Source organism: Mesorhizobium vachelliae (genome assembly GCF_033977325.1).
GTDB lineage: Bacteria > Pseudomonadota > Alphaproteobacteria > Rhizobiales > Rhizobiaceae > Mesorhizobium > Mesorhizobium vachelliae.
This window is the reverse complement of the sequence record NZ_JAVIIR010000001.1, coordinates 15,559-30,181: the sequence shown is the minus strand read 5'-3', so window position 1 is coordinate 30,181 and position 14,623 is coordinate 15,559. Positions and strand designations below refer to the sequence as shown.

Annotated in this window: 13 protein-coding genes; 8 read left to right on the top strand and 5 right to left on the bottom strand. The window is 64.0% G+C overall.

Annotated features, from left to right (window positions below):
• Positions 1-5 precede the first annotated feature (5 nt).
• Positions 6-578 carry a D-sedoheptulose-7-phosphate isomerase gene (locus tag RFM41_RS00145; protein WP_320245518.1) on the top strand — a complete coding sequence of 191 codons (573 nt, stop codon included), beginning with the start codon at positions 6-8 and terminating at the stop codon, positions 576-578.
• Positions 571-1,200 (top strand): D-glycero-alpha-D-manno-heptose-1,7-bisphosphate 7-phosphatase, encoded by a 630-nt coding sequence (locus tag RFM41_RS00140; protein WP_320245517.1) that lies wholly within the window; start codon positions 571-573, stop codon positions 1,198-1,200. Before RFM41_RS00145 ends, RFM41_RS00140 begins: the two co-directional genes overlap by 8 nt.
• 69 nt (positions 1,201-1,269) lie before the next feature.
• Here the strand turns inward: RFM41_RS00140 and RFM41_RS00135 are convergent, their stop codons facing one another.
• A complete protein-coding gene (locus RFM41_RS00135) occupies positions 1,270-1,746 on the bottom strand; it encodes an Lrp/AsnC family transcriptional regulator (protein ID WP_278049391.1) in 477 nt (158 codons plus the stop codon).
• A 220-nt stretch (positions 1,747-1,966) separates the two neighbouring features.
• On the opposite strand from RFM41_RS00135, the gene trxB reads away from it, so the two are divergent.
• Entirely contained in the window at positions 1,967-2,941 is a 975-nt protein-coding gene (trxB, locus tag RFM41_RS00130; protein ID WP_320245516.1) for a thioredoxin-disulfide reductase, read from the top strand.
• A gap of 72 nt (positions 2,942-3,013) precedes the next feature.
• Positions 3,014-3,910: a LysR family transcriptional regulator gene (locus RFM41_RS00125; protein ID WP_040989587.1), complete on the top strand. Its 897-nt coding sequence runs from the start codon at positions 3,014-3,016 to the stop codon at positions 3,908-3,910.
• Between the two features lie 15 nt (positions 3,911-3,925).
• Here the strand turns inward: RFM41_RS00125 and RFM41_RS00120 are convergent, their stop codons facing one another.
• From RFM41_RS00120 to RFM41_RS00110, 3 genes are all read right to left on the bottom strand, one after another.
• Complete coding sequence (locus RFM41_RS00120) at positions 3,926-4,423, bottom strand: methyltransferase family protein (protein ID WP_320245515.1); 498 nt, start codon at positions 4,421-4,423, stop codon at positions 3,926-3,928.
• A 679-nt stretch (positions 4,424-5,102) separates the two neighbouring features.
• Positions 5,103-7,151: an elongation factor G gene (locus RFM41_RS00115; protein ID WP_320245514.1), complete on the bottom strand. Its 2,049-nt coding sequence runs from the start codon at positions 7,149-7,151 to the stop codon at positions 5,103-5,105.
• 222 nt (positions 7,152-7,373) lie between these two features.
• On the bottom strand, positions 7,374-8,903 hold the full coding sequence (locus RFM41_RS00110; protein WP_320245513.1) for a putative bifunctional diguanylate cyclase/phosphodiesterase: 1,530 nt from the start codon (positions 8,901-8,903) through the stop codon (positions 7,374-7,376).
• 307 nt (positions 8,904-9,210) lie between these two features.
• Here RFM41_RS00110 and RFM41_RS00105 point away from each other — a divergent pair, with 307 nt between their 5' ends.
• Positions 9,211-9,606, top strand: a complete 396-nt coding sequence (locus RFM41_RS00105) for a (R)-mandelonitrile lyase (RefSeq protein WP_320245512.1) — start codon at positions 9,211-9,213, stop codon at positions 9,604-9,606.
• A 140-nt stretch (positions 9,607-9,746) separates the two neighbouring features.
• A complete protein-coding gene (locus RFM41_RS00100) occupies positions 9,747-11,264 on the top strand; it encodes an MFS transporter (RefSeq protein WP_320245511.1) in 1,518 nt (505 codons plus the stop codon).
• A gap of 68 nt (positions 11,265-11,332) precedes the next feature.
• On the opposite strand, the gene RFM41_RS00095 is transcribed toward RFM41_RS00100, so the two are convergent.
• Positions 11,333-12,535, bottom strand: a complete 1,203-nt coding sequence (locus RFM41_RS00095) for a pyridoxal phosphate-dependent aminotransferase (protein ID WP_320245510.1) — start codon at positions 12,533-12,535, stop codon at positions 11,333-11,335.
• A 219-nt stretch (positions 12,536-12,754) separates the two neighbouring features.
• On the opposite strand from RFM41_RS00095, the gene RFM41_RS00090 reads away from it, so the two are divergent.
• Complete coding sequence (locus tag RFM41_RS00090; RefSeq protein WP_320245509.1) at positions 12,755-13,657, top strand: EAL domain-containing protein; 903 nt, start codon at positions 12,755-12,757, stop codon at positions 13,655-13,657.
• Entirely contained in the window at positions 13,654-14,514 is an 861-nt protein-coding gene (locus RFM41_RS00085; protein WP_320245508.1) for an EAL domain-containing protein, read from the top strand. The genes RFM41_RS00090 and RFM41_RS00085 overlap by 4 nt, the downstream gene beginning before the upstream one ends.
• The last annotated feature ends 109 nt before the right edge of the window (positions 14,515-14,623 follow it).

Below are 14,623 nucleotides of genomic sequence, written 5' to 3'. Positions count from 1 at the left end.
GTCTCATGTCCGATTTGAACGACTACCTGGTCCGCTCCGCGGCGGCGATCTCGGCGATGGTCGAGCGCGACCTCACTGGCGAGATGGAACGCGCGGTGAGCACGGTCGTGACGGCGCTCTCGCAGGGCAAGGCGCTGCTGATCTGCGGCAATGGCGGCTCGGCGAGCGATGCCATCCACATCGCCGGCGAGCTGGTCGGCCGCTTCCTGAAGGAGCGCAAGGCCTATAACGTCATCGCGCTGCCGGCGAATGCCGCGGTGCTGACGGCCTGGGGCAATGATTACGGTTTCGACACCGTTTTCTCGCGCCAGGTCGAGGCGCATGGGTCGGAAGGCGCGGTGCTGCTGGCGATCTCGACCAGCGGCAATTCGCCGAGCATCCTTGCCGCGGCCGAGCAGGCGCGGGCGATGGGCATGACGGTGATCAGCCTGACCGGCGAGACCGGCGGCAAGCTCAAGCCGCTGACCGACATCCTGCTCAACGTGCCGTCGAGCTCGACGCCGATCATCCAGCAGGGGCATCTGTGCCTCTACCACCATCTGTGCGAGGCGGTCGAAGCGCGCCTCAGCAATGGCTGAGACGGCGAGCTTGCCGCTGGCCGAGCCCGGCCTATGGGTCGAGCGAGTCGGCAATAGGAATTTTCCGGCCGGCCGGCCGGCGCTGTTCCTCGATCGCGACGGCACGATCAATGTCGATACCGGCTATCCCGACGATCCGGCGGCCATGGTGCTGCGCGACGGCATCGCGCCGGTCATCGAGGCCGCGAACCAGCGCGGTGTTCCGACCGTTGTCGTCACCAACCAGTCCGGCATCGCGCGCGGCTATTTCGGCTGGGATGCGTTCGCGCTGGTCAACGGGCGCGTGCTCGACCTGCTCGCTGAACAAAACGCGTTTGTCGACATGGTGCTTGCCTGCGCCTATCACGAAGCCGGCAGGGGTCCGCTGGCGATTGCCGACCATCCGATGCGCAAGCCCAATCCGGGAATGTTGCTGGAGGCTGGCCACCGGCTCGGGCTCGACCTGAAGCGGTCGCTGATCGTCGGCGACAAGCCCGCCGATATGCAAGCCGGACAGCGCGCCGGCCTCAAGCGCGGCTGGCTTGTCGAGGGCGAAATCTCGACGATGGGCGGGCTCTCGGTTTCGCCATTGCGCGACGCGCCGGACATCGAAGGTCTGCTCACCGCGATACGGTCGCTCTGATCGCGGATTGATTCAAAACCTGGCGCTAAGCCCTTTGTTTGCGCAGTCGAATTTTCGGAAGCCGGCACATTAAGTTTGAAAGGCCACCAGCCCTTCGTCCTTGACCCGTCGGATCGTCAGGGCGGTGCGTACCGTATCCACATTCGGGGCCGAGGCCAGTTCCTCTATGACGAAGGTCTGGAAGGTGCCGAGGTCGCTCGCCACGCAATGCAGCAGGAAATCGGATTCGCCCGAAACCATCCAGGCGTCGCGCACGATCGGCCAGCCGCGCGTGCGCTCGGCGAAGGTCTTCAGCTCGGCGTCGGCCTGGTGATGCAGGCCGATCAGGCAGAAGGCGACGACATCCATGCCGAGCGCCGGCGCGTTCAGGAGCGCGCGATAGCCGCGGATGATGCCGGCCTCCTCCAGCCGCCTGACGCGACGCAGGCAAGGCGGCGCCGAGATGCCGACCCGGTTGGACAATTCGACATTGGTCATGCGGCCGTCACCCTGCAGCTCGCGCAGGATCTTCCAGTCGATGGCGTCGAGATCGGCTTTGAGCGGCATGGTCGGCTTTTCGCGCAAGAATCTTTCGCGATTTTGTAATTTGGTTTCGCCTGCGAGGCCATACCTTTTACGATCATTTTTCTGATGACGCGGGGCAATATGGCCCGATATGCAGGCGGCGAAGCTTTCCGGGGACGAAGGCCAACTTGCCTTGCTGGTCCCACGGGCAACACTTACATTACGCGCGACAAACCACGGCTGCGCGCCGCAGGGGACTTTCATGAACACCAAACATGCGCCCGTTCTTATCATCGGTTCCGGCCCGGCCGGCTACACGGCGGCGATCTATGCCGCCCGCGCCATGCTGAAGCCGATGCTGATCGCCGGCCTGCAGCAGGGCGGCCAATTGATGATCACCACGGATGTCGAGAACTATCCGGGCTTCGCCGATCCGATCCAGGGCCCCTGGCTGATGGAGCAGATGCTGAAGCAGGCCGAGCATGTCGGCACCGATATCATCAACGACATCATCACCGAGGTCGACCTCAATGTGCGGCCGTTCCGCGCCACCGGCGATTCCGGCACCGTCTACACCGCCGATGCGCTGATCATCGCCACCGGCGCGCAGGCCAAGTGGCTGGGCATCCCGTCGGAGCAGACCTTCATGGGCTTTGGCGTTTCGGCCTGCGCCACCTGCGACGGCTTCTTCTACCGCGGCAAGGACGTCGCGGTGGTCGGCGGCGGCAATTCCGCGGTCGAGGAAGCGCTCTATCTGTCGAACCTTGCCAAGAGCGTCACCGTCATCCACCGGCGCGGCGATTTCCGCGCCGAGCGCATCCTGCGCGAGCGGCTGCTTGCGAAGGACAATGTCCGCGTCATCTGGGACACGGTCGTCGACGAGATCACTGGGCGTCCCGGCAAGGCGCCGCTGCCGCCTTCCGTAGAAGGCCTGACGCTGCGCAACGTCGTGACCGGGCAGGAATCGAAGCTGCCGGTCGACGGCGTGTTCGTGGCGATCGGCCATGCGCCGGCGGTCGAGCTCTTCGTCGGCAAGCTGAAGCAGAAGCCGAACGGCTATCTGTGGACGGCGCCGGACTCGACGCGCACCGACGTGCCCGGCGTGTTCGCCGCCGGCGACGTCACCGACGACGTCTACCGCCAGGCGGTGACGGCGTCCGGGCTTGGCTGCATGGCGGCGCTCGAGGCGGAAAAATATCTGGCGGGCATCGAGGTTCACCGCGAAGCGGCGGAATGACAGATCGGCTGAAAAAAGCCGTTTAAAAGCCTGATTTTTCATTCAGACGCCAAAGGCAACGCGAGGGGAATCATGGCGCTGGACTGGGACAAATTACGCGTATTCCACGCAGCGGCGGAGGCTGGGTCGTTCACCCATGCCGCCGAGACGCTGCATCTGTCGCAATCGGCCATTTCGCGGCAGGTCAGCGCGCTGGAGCATGACGTCGGCGTCGCGCTCTTCCACCGCCATGCGCGCGGCCTGGTGCTGACCGAGCAAGGCGAGATGCTGTTCCGCACGGCGCATGACGTGCTGATGAAGCTGGAAACCATCAAGACGCGCCTGACCGAGACCAAGGACCGGCCGTCGGGCGTGCTCAGGGTAACGACCACGGTGGGCCTGGGCGCCGGCTGGCTGACCGAACGGGTGCAGGAATTCATCGAGCTCTATCCAGAGATCAGCCTGCAGCTGATCCTCGCCAATGAGGAGCTCGACCTCACCATGCGCCAGGCCGATTGCGCCATCCGGCTGCGCCAGCCGCAGCAGCCGGACCTCATCCAGCGCCGGCTGTTCACGGTGCATTTCCACCTCTATGCCGCGCCGTCCTATATCGCGAAGTTCGGCAAGCCGGCCTCGATCGCCGAGCTCAGGAACCACCGCATCGTCACTTTCGGCGTGCCGGTGCCCTCGCATCTGTCGGAGTTGAACTGGCTTGAGACGGTGGGCGACTTCGAGGGCGCGCAGAGGGTGCCGACGCTGCAGATCAACGACATCCTGTCGATCAAGCGGGCGGTGCAGGGCGGCGCCGGCATCGCCATGCTGCCCGATTATGTGATCAGCAAGGACACGAACCTGGTCCAGCTGCTGCCGGAGACCGAGGTGCCGTCCTTCGACACCTATTTCGCCTATCCCGACGCGATGAAGAACCAGGCGAAGCTGCATGTTTTTCGCGACTTCATCATCGCGAAGGCGCGCAGCTGGTCTTACTGAAATGGCTGGCCGAGACTACTGTCTACGCCAAGGCGTCAGCCGCGGCAGCCAGCCGGGCACGGCGCGGCGATAGATCTCGTATTCTTCGCCGTAGCGGCTGGCGAGCGTCGGCTCTTCGTAGAGCTTGACGAAGGAGATCATCGCTGCCGCGGCGATGAGGCCGTAGACCAGCACCGCCCAGCTCGAAAAGATCAGCGCCTGGCCAAGGATGATCGCCAGCACGGCCACGTACATGGGGTTGCGCACATGGCGGTAGATGCCGCCGACGACCAGCTTCTCGGTGGGCGCCACTGGGGCGGGCGTGCCAAGGCCTTCGAGGGCGAAGCGGGCGAAGGCATGAAGCAGGATGGCGGCCGCTCCAATCACAAGAATCGAGCCCGCAGCTACGAAGCCCGGCAGAGACAAAGGCTTGTGATAATGGTCGGTCAGCAGCCATGGCAGCAGTCCGGTGACAACGCCTGGCGCCACCACAAGGAATAGCGCGCTGCCGGCGATTGCCGAAAAAGTTCGCATCATCGGTCTCCTGCCGCAAAAATAAACTCGGCTTGCCGAAATCAACATCATTTCGCCGACTCGCCTATTTCTGAGCAAAATCGGCTCGATTTTGCATTTAAGCAGTCGCTTTTAGGGTCGGAAACGCCCCGGAACCGTCGATTTTCCTGGTCCTATGAGTTCCAAGGATAGGTTGGACCACAGCCTGCGTCTTTTTGCATGCGTGTGTTGCAAAATAGATGCTTGTTTCTTGGGCATGATGAGCACATATATAGTGCCATCTCCAGGGCGCGTTCTCCTCCCATTAGCGCCCTCGAGTGTTCCCCTCTGGAGGTTAGCCCTAATCGGCACTTCCAATCAAACTCAGCCGGATCTTTATTGATCCGGCTTTTTTGTTGCCCGCATGCCTTCGAGCCGGCAAAAAACGACCAAATCCGCCACGTAACAGTGACATGTAACATCGGGTAACATGTCGCAGACGCAGTCTATGGTTTAAGTAGACCATAGGACGCGGTTGGTCGGTTCGGGAGATGGGGGCATCACTCGGAAGACCGGGCTCAGGCAAGCACCGCGTCCGAACCATTTTTCCGGATGCGGCGGACCATCCGTTGCCTCCCAGGAAAACGGTCCGCAATAGGAACGGCGTCCGGATCATCCGGACGCCGTTTTCATTTCGCCCCTATCAGGCAGGCCGACCTGCTCAGGCAGCCTTACCGTTGGCGTTCATCGCCTCGTCGGCCAGCCTGCCGGTGAGCTCGGCCATATGGTCGAAGCCGGCCTTGTAGCTGGCGACACCGGCGGTGGCCGAGCGCAGCTCGATGATCAGGTCGCCGATCTCGGCCTGCGGCATGGTCGCCTCGACGACGTCCCAGCCGGGCCAGTCGGGCCTTGCGTCATAGCCGAGGATCTGGCCGCGCCGCTGCGGGATCAGCGCGATGATCTTGGAGGTCGCGTCGGAGGGCGTGACGATCTCGACCTTCATGATCGGCTCAAGCAGGACCGGCGAACAGGCGGCCATGCCTTCCTTCATCGCCAGCTTCGCCGCCATCTGGAAGGCCATGTCGGAGGAATCGACCGCATGGTAGGAGCCGTCCGACAGGTTGACGGCGACATCGACGACCGGGAAGCCGAGCGGACCCGTCTTCAGGTAGTCGCGAATGCCGGTCTCCACCGACTGGATATAGGTCTTCGGCACCACGCCGCCGGTGATCGTGTCGGAGAACTGGAAACCGGAACCGCGCGGCAGCGGCTTGATCTCTATCACCACGTCGCCGAATTGGCCGTGGCCGCCGGATTGCTTCTTGTGGCGGCCGCGCTGCTGCGCCCCTTTGCGGATCGTCTCCCGGTAAGGCACCGCCGGAGCATGGCCCTCGATCGGAATCTGGTTCTTGCCCTCCAGACGCTCGCGCACCACGCGCAGATGCATTTCGCCGTGGCCCGACAGGACGGTTTCGGCGGAGTCCTGGTTGTGGCGCAGGCTGAGCGATGGGTCTTCTTCGGCAAGCCGCTGGATCGCCGCCGACATCTTGACCTCGTCCTTGCGCTCCTTGGGACGAAGGGCGAAGGCAAAGACGGGCTGCGGCGGCTCCAACATGACCAATGGCCGGATGCCGCCCTTGGCCGAGCTCAGCGTCTGGCCGGTCTTGACGTTGTCGAGCTTGCCGAGCGCGACCGTGTCGCCGGCCTTGGCCGATGCCTGCTTGATCTGGTCCTTGCCGAGCATCCTGTAGATGCCCGAGACCTTCGCCGTGTCGCCATTGGAGAGGAAGAGCTCCGCCGCGTCGGCCAATTGGCCGGAAAGCACGCGCGACACCGAAAGCTTGCCGCCATGCGCGGTGTGGATGGTTTTCATCACCTGCACCACCGTCTGGCCGTCCGGCACGCCAAGGCGCTTCCTCGTCGCCTCGACGTCCGGCGCGTCATGGCGGATGGCTTTCAAAAGGCGCAGCACGCCATTGCCCTTCTCGGCCGTGCCGATCAGCACCGGCGTCACCGCGCCGGCGCGCAGGTCGGCCGAGAGATCGTCGAAGATCGCATCCTTCGGCGGCTCGATCTCCTCCAGCAATTGCTCCATCAGGTGATCGTCGTGGTCGGCGAGCGTCTCCAGCATGGAGAATCGCGCTTCCAGCTCGCGCGCCTTGTCGTCGTTCGTGATCTCGGCGACCTGGCTTTCGGCATATTCGCGATAGATGTAGGCGCGTTCCAGCGCCAGATCGATCGAGCCGATGACGATACCGTCCTTGCGCACCGGAATCTGGCGCAGCAGCAGCGGTACCGAGCTTGCCGGCTGCAGCATCTTCAGCGTCTCGCGCACGCCCGCGATCGCCTTGTCGACCTTGTTGAGGAACAGGATGCGCGGAATGGCGAGATCGTCGAGCTTGCGCATGATGAGCTGCAGCGCCGGGATCTTCTTCTCGTCGGCCTCGGCGACGACGACCGCGAGGTCGCAGGCGGCAAGCACGGGTTCGGCCTCGAAGGCGAATTCGATGGAGCCGGGGCAGTCGACGAAAGTGATCTGCTCGCCCATGAAATCGGTGGTGGCGAAGGTCGCCTCGACGCTCATGGCGTGGGCGCGGGCTTCGGGCGAATGATCGGAAACGGTGCTGCCCGATGATACGGGTGACTGGCGGGGAATGGCGCCCGTGCGGGCGAGGATTGCTTCGAGAAGTGTCGTCTTACCGCTTGCAAAGGGACCGACTATGGCGATGCATTTCGGTCCCGTGCGTCGTCCTCCGGCGCGAGTACCCATGGCTGAACCTCCACTCAGGCGTTTCCCAAGAGAGCGATCAGCAAAAGTGGAAACCGGTTTGCGTCCGATCGCACCCTATGCAGAGCGGCGGCCGGCCTGTTCGGCCGTCGCGGGCGGGGTTTTCACCTCTTCCCAAAACCATCGTCACACGGGTTTGCATGGAGGGCAAGAAAAATAGGATGTTCGCCGGCTTGGGTCCGGCAGGCCGCCATTTCCTGTTCGTCAGGCCGTAAGGGCGAGCGGCTCGCGGCCGGCGACACACAAGGCGCTTGCCTTGTCGCGCGGGGCCGGCTTGCCGAAGAAATAGCCCTGGAAGCGGCTGCAGCCGGCCGTTCGGGCGAGGGTGAATTCCTGCGCGGTTTCGACGCCTTCCGCGACGATGGCGATCTCCTGGATGCGGGCGATCTGGGCAAGCGCCGAAACGAAGATCTGCGCCACCTGGTCATGGGCGAGGCTGCGGATGTAGGAGCGGTCGATCTTGACGCTGTCGATGGGCAGCGACTTCAGGTAGTTGAAGCCGCAATGGCCGGTGCCGAAGTCGTCGAGCGCGATGTGGAAGCCGAGGCCGCGCAGCGCCTCCAGGCGTCTCAGCACCTCGGGCGTCGCGGCCGTCGCCACCGTCTCGGTGATCTCGATGATGAATTGCGAGGCAGACCGGCCGGTTTCGCGCAGGACCCGCTCGCACATCATCACGATCTCGTCGCGCTTCAGCTGCTCGCCGGAGACGTTGATCGAGATGCGCCGTCCGGAAAAATGCCCGATATCGGCACAGGCGCGCTTGAAGACCCATTCGCCGATCATGTCGATCAGCGTCGAGCGCTCGGCGATCGGGATGAATTCCGCCGGCGAGATCAGGCCGCGCACGGGATGGCGCCAGCGGATCAATCCTTCCAGCGCATCGACGGAGCCGTCGGGATCGACGATCGGCTGGTAGTGCAGCTCCAACTCGCCGAGATAGATCGCGGCGCGCAACTCGCGTTCAACCAGCCGGCGATAGCGTTTGTCCGACAGCATCTCCTCGTCGAAGACAGTGACGCGGCCGCGGCCGCCAGCCTTGCTTTCGTATAGCGCGAGATCGGCCAAAAGCATCAATTCGGTTGCATTCGAGGCATGCAGCGGCGCAAGCGCCACGCCCACCGAGATCGACAGGGGAATGATCTTGCCTTCGTGCCTCTTGCCGGCGCGCATGGCATCCAGCAGCCGGCGCGCGTCCCTGTTGATGAGGGCGACGTCGGCATGCGGAACCATGACGCCGAACTCGTCGCCGCCGAGCCGCCCGATGACACCGTCCTCGAAAATGCGCCGCGCTTCCGCAACCAGATGGGCCAGCGCCAGATCGCCGAACTGGTGACCGAACGTGTCGTTGAGCTGCTTGAAATGATCGAGATCGATCAGAAGCAGGCTCGCCTGGCGACGGCTGCGCAAGCCGCCCAGCCAGTCGCCCAACGCTTCGATGAAATAGCGCCGGGCCGTGGCGCCGGTCATGGCATCGACAGTGAGGAAGCGGTGCTTCTCGTCCTCGGCGTCCGCCGCCGATTGCAGGCGTTGGACGACGCTCGAGCGCATATACATCAGCACCAGAAGCGCCATTAAGGTCGATGCCACCGACACCGCAAGCGCGCCGGCACGGGAGGCGTTCTCCGTCAGCGCGAAGGCGGCAAGCGCGGCGGCGGCGATGCTCATCACGAGCAAGGCCTGGATGCCGCGATAGATACGGCCGCTGTGATCCTTGATTGTCGCCAAGATGCTCATGTCCGCGCCCCCACAGCACGCGCCATGGCTAGGACCTCAGCCGTTAAGAAAGACTGAGTGCGGCTTCTGCCTCGACCTGTTCTTTCGCGCCTGCATGGCGGGCAAGTTTTTATGGTTAAAAAGCAATGATTTATGACAGTTTTTAGACATCCTAACACGGCGACTTACTTTATGGTTGAGCGCGAAGCCGAGGCGGCGGCCCGGCAACAGTCTCAAGCTCGTTGCAACGGCCTCTCCGCAGGATGAAACTGCACCACGGGATACCTGCGCGGCCTTTTGGCCAGCCAACACATCGAGGATTTGAATAATGAAGATCATTGCGTGCGGCAGCGTGCCGACGATCGTCGCGCCGAAGCGGTATTTCACCGGGCAGGTGCTGCAGACGCCGATCATCGAGAAGGAAGCGCCAGCGCGGCTCAGAGCGACACTGGTCAGTTTCGAACCCGGGGCGCGTACTTATTGGCACACGCATCCGCTGGGGCAGACGCTCTATGTGACCGCCGGCGCCGGACTTGCCCAGACCTGGGGCGAGCCGATCCAACTGATCAGGGCAGGGGACGTCGTTTCCTTCGCGCCGGGCGAGAAACACTGGCATGGCGCCGGATTGACAACCGCCATGACCCATATCGCCATGCAGGAGGCGTTGGACGGCGTCCACGCCGATTGGCTGGAAGAAGTTTCCAACGAACAGTATAGCGGCTGAACGGGCGCCGCTCGCGACTCCCGGCACTTCTGGAAAGGGCGAGCAGCTCGGCTTTGTTCCGTGTGCCGCACTCAATCGTATCGCCACCGATGCAGCTCTTGGAGAAGCACGGTCGCGGTCAAGTCACGTTGGAATTCATAATGCCGAAGAACCGATTGCCGCTCGTCGCCGCCATTTATCTCGGCTCCTTCGTGGCGCTTCTCGACGTCAGCATCGTCAATGTCGCCCTGCCGACGATCCAGCAGGCCTTGCAGACCGATTTTGGCGGCCTGCAATGGGTGGTCGATGCCTACACGCTCTGCCTTTCGGCTTTCATGCTGTCGTCCGGGCTGATCGGCGACCGCTACGGCCGCAAGCGGTCCTGGCTGTGGGGCGTCGGCATCTTCGTGGCCGGCTCGCTGATCTGCGCGGTGGCGCCGAACCTGACGGCGTTGCTCGCCGGCCGGGTGGTGCAAGGCATTGCCGGCTCGCTGCTCATCCCGGGCGCCTTGTCGATCCTGACGCAGGCCTTCCCGGATCCGCGAGAGCGGGCCGGCGTGATCGGCGGCTGGGCCTCCTTCGCCGCCGTCTCGCTGCTGGTCGGCCCGGTGCTGGGCGGCATCCTGGTGCAGACTGTCGGCTGGCAGAGCATCTTCCTGATCAACCTGCCGCTCGGCTTGGTCACGGTCGTTCTTGGCGCGGTCTCCATCAGCGAGACGGCGCATCCGGAGCATGCGCACCTCGATCTGGTCGGCCTTGCGCTCAGCATCCTGTGGCTCGGCGCCCTGACCTTCGGCCTGATCTCGGCCGGCGAAACCGGCTGGAGCGATCCGAAGACCGTCACCGCGCTTGTCGTTGGCGTCGTCGGCCTGGCGGTCTTCCTTGGCTTCGAGGCGCGCACGCCACGGCCGATGCTGCCGCTCGGCCTGTTCCGCGACGTGCGTTTCACCGTCGCCAACATTGCTTCGTTCGCGCTCGGCTTCACCTCCTACACCAGCGTCTTCTTCTTCTCGATGTTCCTGCAGCAGGTGCAGGGCTGGTCGCCGACGCAGACCGGCCTGCGCATGGCCCCGTCCTTCATTGTCCAGATCGTCGTGTCGCCCTGGATCGGCAGGCTCAGCGCGCGCTATGGCCATTCGCTCTTGATGACGGTGGGCTATCTGTTGATCGGCCTGTCCATGCTCGGCATGTGCTGGGCCGGGCCTTCGACGTCCTACGCGGTGCTGTGCCTGCTGTTTGCCGTCAATGGTCTCGGTAACTCGCTGTCGATCCCGACGGGCAGCGCGGCGGCCATGTCCTACGCGCCGCGCGAGCGTTCGGGCATGGTGTCGGCAGTGGTCAACGCCACCCGCCAGAGCGGCCTTGCCATCGGCATCGCGCTGCTCGGCGCGCTGATGAGCATGCGGGCGACCGGCCTGCTCGCCGGCTATCTTGGCGATGCCGGCGTCGCCAATGCCGATGCGGTGGCTCGTGCGGCCATCTCGCGGCATGATTTCGCCACCGATGCGGCGATCGGCGAGAGCGGCGTGCACGAGCTTTTCACGATTGCCTATGCAGGCGGCTTCCATGCCGCGATGCTGACGGCGGCGATCGGCGCGTTCCTCACCGCGGCCTTGCTGATTGCCGTGCTGGCGCCGGCCGAGGCCCGAGCGGCCAGGCAAGCGAAGCAGCAGGCGTGAAGTCGATCGTCGCTCAAGAAAAACCCGGCTTGAAGCCGGGTTTTTCTTATTTGGCGACTTTGAGTCGGTCAGGTCAGCGACGCGGTGAAGCGCTGGATGCGCGTGCAGGCCTCCTCCAGCAAGGCATCCGACGTGGCGTAGGAGATGCGGAAGTTCGGTCCAAGGCCGAAGGCCGAGCCGAACACCACCGCGACGCCTTCTGCCTCCAACAGCTCGGAGCAGAAGGCCTCGTCATTGTCGATCACCTTGCCCGTCCCGGTCTTCTTGCCGATCAGCTCGGCGCAGGACGGATAGACGTAGAAGGCGCCTTCGGGCGAGGGGCAGGAAATGCCGCGCGCCTGGTTGAGCATCGAGACGACGAGGTCGCGTCGGCCCTGGAAGATCGCCTTGTTCTTGGCAATGAAATCCTGCGGCCCGTTGAGCGCCTCGACGGAAGCCCATTGCGCGATGGTGCAGGCGCCCGAGGTCTGCTGGCCCTGGATCATGTCCATCGCCTTGATGAGCGGCACCGGCCCGGCGGCATAACCGATGCGCCAGCCGGTCATGGCATAGGCTTTCGACACGCCGTTCATGGTCAGCGTGCGCTCATAGAGGTTCGGCTCGACCTCGGCGATGGTCTTGAAGACGAAGTCGCCATAGGTCAGATGCTCGTACATGTCGTCGGTCAACGTCCAGACATGCGGATGCTTGAGCAGCACGTCGGCCAGCGCCCGCAGCTCGGCTTCGGTGTAGGCGGCGCCCGACGGGTTGGACGGCGAGTTCATCAACAGCCATTTGGTCTTCGGCGTGATCGCCTTTTCCAGCACTTCGGCGGTGAGCTTGAAGCCGTTGTCGATCGAGGTATCGGCGAAGACCGACGTGCCGCCGCAGATCGCCACCATTTCGGGATAGCTCACCCAGTAAGGGCGCGGGATGATGACCTCGTCGCCCGGGTTCAGCGTCGCCATGAAGGCGTTGAACAGGATCTGCTTGCCGCCGGTGCCGACGATGGTCTGCTCCGGCCGGTAGTCGAGATTGTTCTCGCGCTTGAACTTCTTCGCGATCGCCTCGCGCAGCGGCACGATACCGGAAACCGGCGGATATTTGGTCTCGCCGCGGCGGATCGCCTCGATCGCCGCGTTCTTGATGTTGTCAGGCGTATCGAAGTCCGGCTCGCCGGCGCCGAGGCCGATCACGTCACGGCCGGCATTTTTCAGCTCGCGCGCTTTCTGCGTCACCGCGATGGTCGCGGAAGGCTTAACGCGGGAAAGGGCGTCGGCGAGAAAGGCCATGACCAAATGTCTCCTAGGAAAAGCGGCCAGGAGCGGCCGCGGCGCCTCTCATGTCGCATCATGGCGCCGAGCGCAAGCATTGTGCGATGAGCCAGAGGTCAAGGAGGCGTGACCAAACTCAGCCTGCGTGAGCGGCAACGCTAAATTCATCAACGGCCGGTAAACCCTTGGCTGGCAAGATCGCAGATCGGATCGCGCCTATTCGCGGAGCGGGAAACCTTGTCGCGCAGCATCGGGCTCGCCCATATCATCCGCCATGACGACGGCACCTCGACGGGTGTCTGGGGCATCTATACGCTGCAGAGCGCGTTCCAGCCGATCTTCGCCTTCAAGGAGGGCAAGCTTTCGATCGCCGCTTTCGAGGGGCTGATCCGGCCGTTCCGCGACGGCGAGCTGCAATCGCCGGGGGCATTCTTCGGCACCTGCCCGGCGGCCGACCGGCTGCATATCGAGGCCCTGACGCGCACGCTGCATCTGCTGAACGCCGGCGCCTGCCTGCCGCAAGAGGCGTCCATCTTCGTCAATTTCGACCCGTCGGTCTTCACCGATCGCCACATCGCCGACAAGGCGCTGCGCGACATGCGGCTGGTGCTGCACGAAGCCGGCATCGATCCGCGCCGCATCGTCTGCGAGGTCACCGAGCAGAAATCGGCCTCGCAGGAAACGCTCTACGGCTTCGTCGAGGCGCTGCGGGCCAACGGCTTCCACATTGCGGTGGACGACTATGGCGCCGATGAATCCGACATCAACCGGGTCAAGGAACTCAAGCCCGACATCGTCAAATTCGATGCGCATTGGATCACCCATCTGATGGAGTCCGGCGCCGGCTTCGCGTTGCTGACGGCGATGGTGCAGAGCTTCGAGAACCAGGGCATTCGCACCGTGTTCGAAGGCATCGAGGAAGGCTGGCAGCTGGAGCTTGCAGAGAGGTCCGGCGCCTCCATGGTGCAAGGCTATGTGCTCGCCCGGCCTGAACTTGCCCCCACCAGCTTTCGCGTCTTCGGCAAAGGTGCGCAGCCGTCCGCGGCCACAGCGGACAAGGGGCCGGCCGCTGCAAGCCCGGCGGCACCGATCCGGCAACCGCGGCCGGCGAGAGTGTTCGGGCGCAAGGTCGCGCCATGAGCCAACAACCGGACAGGCGACGCAATGTCGCCGGGGCGATCTTCGCCGACGACATCGGCCTCCAGTTCGGCGTCTATGGCGAGTTCCGCCTGTGGAGCGTCTATCAGCCGATCTTCGCGCCGGAAGGCAAGGCGCTCAGGGCGGTTGCCGTCGAAGGGCTGATCGAGCCGCGCCGTATTGCCCAGCCGGTAGCCCCTTCGATCTTCTTCGGCGGCGTTCCCGCGTCCGACCTTCTGTTCGTCGAAACGATGTGCCGGATGCTGCATCTCGGCAATTATCGCAACATCGGCGTCGAGGGGCTGACGCTGTTCTTCAACTACAATCCGAAAATCAACGACCATCTCGGACGGGCGCTGGCCGAGATCCGGCTGATGACCAGGCATCTGAGCGATTTCGAGATGGAGCCCGGCCTGCTGGTCTGCGAGATCACCGAACAGGCGGCCGACGACCACGTTCTTGCCAGCCTGGTGCGCGAAATGCGCCGCGACGGCATCCGCATCGCCATCGACGATTTCGGCACGGGGCATTCGACCGAGGCGCGCATCAACCTGCTTGCGCCCGACATCGTCAAGATCGATGGCGCCTGGTTCGGCGAGCTCTGCCGCCATGCGGCGGCGGAGCGTTTCTTCCGGCCGCTGGTGGCGACGCTGCACGAGCGAGGCGCCAAGGTGCTGGTCGAGGGCATCGAGAACGCCCGGCATTTGCGCGTCGCGCTCGAGGGCGGCGTGGACCTGCTCCAGGGTTTCCATCTCGCCCGCCCGGCGCTTGCCGGCACGATCTTCAACGAAGAGCCGCTTTCCATCGATGCCCTGCTTGGCGCCGGCAACAAGATCGTGCCACTGCATCAGCATCGCTGATGCAGACCCGAAAAAACGCATCAGCGCCGCTGATGGTTTTTCTCAAAAACAAATCACTGGATGAGGCCCGACCAGCGCGTTAGAGCCCTCCGGCAGAACTCAGAGAGGG

Coding starts and splice junctions, on each gene's coding strand:
- RFM41_RS00145 (WP_320245518.1), top strand. CDS start 6: ATGTCCGATTTGAACGACTACCTGGTCCGCTCCGCGGCGGCGATCTCG.
- RFM41_RS00140 (WP_320245517.1), top strand. CDS start 571: ATGGCTGAGACGGCGAGCTTGCCGCTGGCCGAGCCCGGCCTATGGGTC.
- RFM41_RS00135 (WP_278049391.1), bottom strand. CDS start 1,746: ATGCCGCTCAAAGCCGATCTCGACGCCATCGACTGGAAGATCCTGCGC.
- trxB (WP_320245516.1), top strand. CDS start 1,967: ATGAACACCAAACATGCGCCCGTTCTTATCATCGGTTCCGGCCCGGCC.
- RFM41_RS00125 (WP_040989587.1), top strand. CDS start 3,014: ATGGCGCTGGACTGGGACAAATTACGCGTATTCCACGCAGCGGCGGAG.
- RFM41_RS00120 (WP_320245515.1), bottom strand. CDS start 4,423: ATGCGAACTTTTTCGGCAATCGCCGGCAGCGCGCTATTCCTTGTGGTG.
- RFM41_RS00115 (WP_320245514.1), bottom strand. CDS start 7,151: ATGGGTACTCGCGCCGGAGGACGACGCACGGGACCGAAATGCATCGCC.
- RFM41_RS00110 (WP_320245513.1), bottom strand. CDS start 8,903: ATGAGCATCTTGGCGACAATCAAGGATCACAGCGGCCGTATCTATCGC.
- RFM41_RS00105 (WP_320245512.1), top strand. CDS start 9,211: ATGAAGATCATTGCGTGCGGCAGCGTGCCGACGATCGTCGCGCCGAAG.
- RFM41_RS00100 (WP_320245511.1), top strand. CDS start 9,747: ATGCCGAAGAACCGATTGCCGCTCGTCGCCGCCATTTATCTCGGCTCC.
- RFM41_RS00095 (WP_320245510.1), bottom strand. CDS start 12,535: ATGGCCTTTCTCGCCGACGCCCTTTCCCGCGTTAAGCCTTCCGCGACC.
- RFM41_RS00085 (WP_320245508.1), top strand. CDS start 13,654: ATGAGCCAACAACCGGACAGGCGACGCAATGTCGCCGGGGCGATCTTC.